Origin of the sequence: Campylobacter sp. LMG 17559, assembly GCF_024723605.1 — a bacterium.
Classification (GTDB): Bacteria; Campylobacterota; Campylobacteria; order Campylobacterales; family Campylobacteraceae; genus Campylobacter_D.
The window spans coordinates 1-2,066 of sequence record NZ_JANQCZ010000031.1; the positions used below are offsets into that span (position 1 = coordinate 1).

Here is a 2,066-nt window from a genome sequence, read left to right on the forward strand (position 1 = left end):
TTTTGTATCTAAACTTTCAAAATCTATTTGATATTTTTCTTCTATGTCCTTTATATCCAAAACACTTCTATCTTTTGCAAAAATATCACAATGATTATCATAAATATGGATTAAATTTGACATAGAGATGAAAGAAGTATTGTTAGAATTATCTTGCAAATCTTGTAAATTTACTTTATCTAAGAATATGATTTTTATATTATTTGTCTTTAATACTATGGTATTGGTATTTTTATCATAAAATTGCTCTATGTTAAATACTTCGTTTAAAATTAAATTAACATCATTTTCCTTAGTATTAAAGCTTTGGTTATTTAGATTATCTTGTAAGGAAATTTCTTTATCTAAATAGGCTTGGATATCTTTTATTTTTTCATTTCTTTTTTCTTTTAAAGTATTGATAGATTTATAAAGCCTTTTTCTAGCATCAAGATAGGTATTATTAAGGTTTTCTTTATCTAGGATGAAGATCTTTGTGAAAGTAGAATTATAGCCTAGATTGTTTATAGCGGTAGCTTGGGTGAAATAAGTATTTTTATCTTCTCTTAATACTATTAAATTTATACATACATAAAGGCAATAAAAATAACCCAATTTATTATCTAAATCATTTAAAATTAAATCTTGGATTTCATTTAAATCTATATATTTATAATAAGCCTTGTTTTCTTTTAAAAATTCTATCACAGAATACAAATTAAAATATGTTATATCTTTTTGATTAATTTGTTGTATTATTGCATTTAATATAATTTTCTCTTGTGTTTTTTTATGAGAATAGAGTCTATTTTGATAAAAAATTATTTCTGAAAAATACTCTTTAAATTTCTGATTAAAAATTTGTTGTTCTCTTTCATATTTTACTTTATAAAGTTCATACCATTTTAACTCCTCATCATATTTAGCTTTTTTTATTTTATATTCCTCCAAAGCTTGCAATTGCGTAGATGAGAAACCTTGAATATTTGCTGCAAATAAAGGTTTTTTGGGTTCTTTTGGTAAATAATGAATTTGCAAATATTCCAAAGAATTTGAAAAATCATTAGATAGTTTAGGAATGCTAAAATATGACAAAATACGATCATCATAACGAGTTCTTGCGGTAGCCAAAACATTATTATGGTATTTGATAAAAGTCCATAGCTCTTCATCCTTATTTATATTATACTCTAAAAGGTTATCAATTTCTTTATTTTTCATAAGATTTAAAATATAATTTAATTCTATGATAGTAGGCTCTAAAAAATGAGAATCCCAAAATCGATCCCCTAAATTAACAATATAATGCTTCCCGTCTATATCTACTCCTAAATCTTGTATCACCCCTTTTGTATTAGAAGCATCGGAATCAGTATCTGTTTCAATATGATAAGTATTATCACTTGTAGCTAAAATATTTTTGATATTAAGATTAGCAAGGAGCTGATTAACACAATTTATAAATACTTCATCAACTTCAAAAATATCATAAAAATAATTCGTTGATTTACTATAAATTATATTTGTTTTTATAAAGATATAATGTTCTTTTAAGTTTGTTTTATTGTGAAAGTATGATTTTATATTTTGAAATAAATTAGAATCATATCCTATTAAGTTTATTTCTATACTTTTTTGATATTTATAAGATCTTATTTGATAAAACAATGCTTGCTCTTTATTATCAGAATTGATAATTTTTCCATCTATTCTGTAAATTTGATTTAAATTTAAAGCTTTTAGTTCTTTTGCACCAGGCGAATTGAAAGTGTAGATTTCTTTAACATTAGCACTAGAATTAACACTCGCTAATGAAAGAGTAAGTAGTTGTGCCAAAGCTCCGCCTAAAGAATGACCTACAATTACCAAACCTTTGTCTTTTATAATATTTGGAAATTCTTTAACACACTCAGAATAAAATTTAATCATATCAAGATATTGATTATAGGGAACTTTGCCTAAAGCTAAATCAACATCAGCATCCAAAATATCTACACTAAAATTACTTGTAGGCTCTGTTCCTCGTATGACTATAATCTTTTGATTATTATCTTTAGTATCTTCAAACAAAGTAGCACTAAAGCCAC

At 24.3% G+C, this 2,066-nt stretch carries 1 protein-coding gene; it reads right to left on the bottom strand.

The window, feature by feature from the left end:
* A partial coding sequence (locus CAMP5082_RS08115; RefSeq protein WP_442863335.1) for a lipase family protein occupies positions 1-2,066 on the bottom strand: 2,066 nt, incomplete at both ends.